Origin of the sequence: Flagellimonas lutimaris, assembly GCF_003581615.1 — a bacterium.
Taxonomy (GTDB): domain Bacteria; phylum Bacteroidota; class Bacteroidia; order Flavobacteriales; family Flavobacteriaceae; genus Flagellimonas; species Flagellimonas lutimaris.
On sequence record NZ_QXFH01000066.1, the window covers coordinates 1 to 2,460 of the forward strand.

The 2,460-nt window shown below is 40.2% G+C and carries 2 protein-coding genes; both read right to left on the bottom strand.

Annotation, left to right across the window (positions count from 1 at the left end; all coding sequences use genetic code 11):
* Nucleotides 1-261: 261 nt before the first annotated feature.
* The gene (locus D2V08_RS03220; RefSeq protein WP_182835476.1) at nucleotides 262-1,500 is read right to left on the bottom strand and encodes a serine hydrolase domain-containing protein; all 1,239 of its coding nucleotides are present in this window, start codon (nucleotides 1,498-1,500) and stop codon (nucleotides 262-264) included.
* 757 nt (nucleotides 1,501-2,257) lie between these two features.
* Nucleotides 2,258-2,460 (bottom strand): hypothetical protein (locus D2V08_RS17480; RefSeq protein WP_220473375.1); only part of this gene is annotated, 203 nt, incomplete at its 5' end.

Sequence of the window (2,460 nt, forward strand, 5' to 3'; positions counted from 1 at the left end):
AAAGAAAATATAAACCAATGGTCAGCAAGGTCATTCGCACCGACAAAGAATCTGATACCGACAGTACTAAGGCCATAACCAAAAATCCGACCCACAAATTCATCTTGTTCAACAAAAGAAACTTTCGTATCAAGACCTTATGATCTTGTGACAATCTCCCATTCCTTTCAAGTGCCATAACCAGGCGTTTGGGAAAAAAGTGCGACAGCAAGAGAATTTGTATTACGAATAGTGGTGCAAAAGCGAGGGTATAGTAATCGATCATATATAAAGCTTTATGGATTCCAAGAAATTATTGACTACAGATTTTGATTCTTCATTGATCTTCCAACGCCAAATGGGCAAGACCATGGTTAGAGCAAAAGCATCCTGACGGGTCCCAAAACTATTGGACAAAACAACGCTAATTACCTGATGGTCAAAAAATAGAGCAAAAAAGGTACTTGTTCCAGGTTGGGCTCCACCATGTTGGATAATTCTACCATATTTCGGGTCATCATAAACGGCCCAGCCAAATCCGTAAGGATCATCACCAATTGCCGGAGCCAACTGATCGGTGGCATTCACCATCATATCCAACGTGCTACTTTTGATGAGTCGATGACCCAAAACCGCCTCACCAAACTTAAGCAGACCCCTCGCTGTTGATTGGACCCCTCCCGCCGATTGGATGATGCTCAAATCCGTGTTGGGGCTTTTGACAAATCTCGATCCGATTTTAAGGTAGCCCTTTGTTTTGTTTTCATATTCCATGGTCCCAATTTCAACACCAGTTTTTGTCATCCCCGCCACATCCCAAATATGACGCTTCATGTATACTGCATAGTCCATTTGGGTGACCTCTTCCAATATGGCCCCCAAAAGGGTATATCCGTAGGAAGAATATTGGAATTTAGTTCCTGGATCAAAAATAAGATCCCTTCCTTCAAAATATCCCACGGCATCTTTCAGGGTAGGATAATGGGTAAAGGACATGGCGTCCCATCCTGAATCATAATGGGGCATTCCTGAGGTATGTTTCAACAACTGCCTTATAGTAATATCACCGTTTGATTTTTTTGGAAAATCCTTCAAGTACATTTGTATGGGCACATCAAGATCGATCAAACCCCTTTCATACAATTGCATCATGGCAATTGCCGTCATGGGTTTGGTAATTGAAGTAATACGCGTCAGCATATCGTTGTTCGCTCGTTTTCGCTCCCATTTATCCATAAAACCGGCACTGGCCACATAACTGCCAAAATCCAACTTTGACACTCCTACGGATACGCCCAAAAAGTGTCCCGAATTCATATGGTCATTGAGCAGTTCATTCGCTTTTTTTTCAAAATCCATTCGCATGGTTAATCCGGGAGCCTTACCATTGAAATTGATTTCACTTTGTGCTTGTGGTATTTCAATTTTGCCATAGGGATTCATGGATACCGGTTCCAAAATCCATAGGATGAAAATGGTAAGCAATATTAGGACGGTTACAAGTATCTTTCTTTTTTTCATAAACATGTAAAAACAATTAGTTCGTTAATTTGTTGATGTGTTACACCCTTGGACTAGTATCGATATTATTTGAACCAAAATGTATACAAATCATAGAAATGAATGTATCGACCTTTATTCAAGTGAGATCCCTACAACGGGTTGTTCACCAAAAAAGACGCAAAATGTGACCTAACGGTTGCCCAATCTCCCTTATTTAATTTCTAATCGACATAATGAGGCGGTCAATGAATACCAATATTATTGGATGTCATTACCCTTAGTAACCAAAAAAGACCCAATCAAGACAACTACGAATTTCGATAATGGCGGTACCTTGGCCGTTACCGAAATATTTCACCTTGTTTATTCCAATTAGAATTTGACAACGAGACTGTTGAATCAATAGCGGAATCCACATGGGCAAGACCTGATTTTAACCGAAGCACTCCTGGCTAGACATGCTGAAAGCATGGTTCTTTAGATCATTATTGGCAGAAACTCATCACCCTATATTAAAGAAAATATAAACCAATGGTCAGCAAGGTCATTCGCACCGACAAAGAATCTGATACCGACAGTACTAAGGCCATAACCAAAAATCCGACCCACAAATTCATCTTGTTCAACAAAAGAAACTTTCGTATCAAGACCTTATGATCTTGTGACAATCTCCCATTCCTTTCAAGTGCCATAACCAGGCGTTTGGGAAAAAAGTGCGACAGCAAGAGAATTTGTATTACGAATAGTGGTGCAAAAGCGAGGGTATAGTAATCGATCATATATAAAGCTTTATGGATTCCAAGAAATTATTGACTACAGATTTTGATTCTTCATTGATCTTCCAACGCCAAATGGGCAAGACCATGGTTAGAGCAAAAGCATCCTGACGGGTCCCAAAACTATTGGACAAAACAACGCTAATTACCTGATGGTCAAAAAATAGAGCAAAAAAGGTACTTGTTCCAGGTTGGGCTCCAC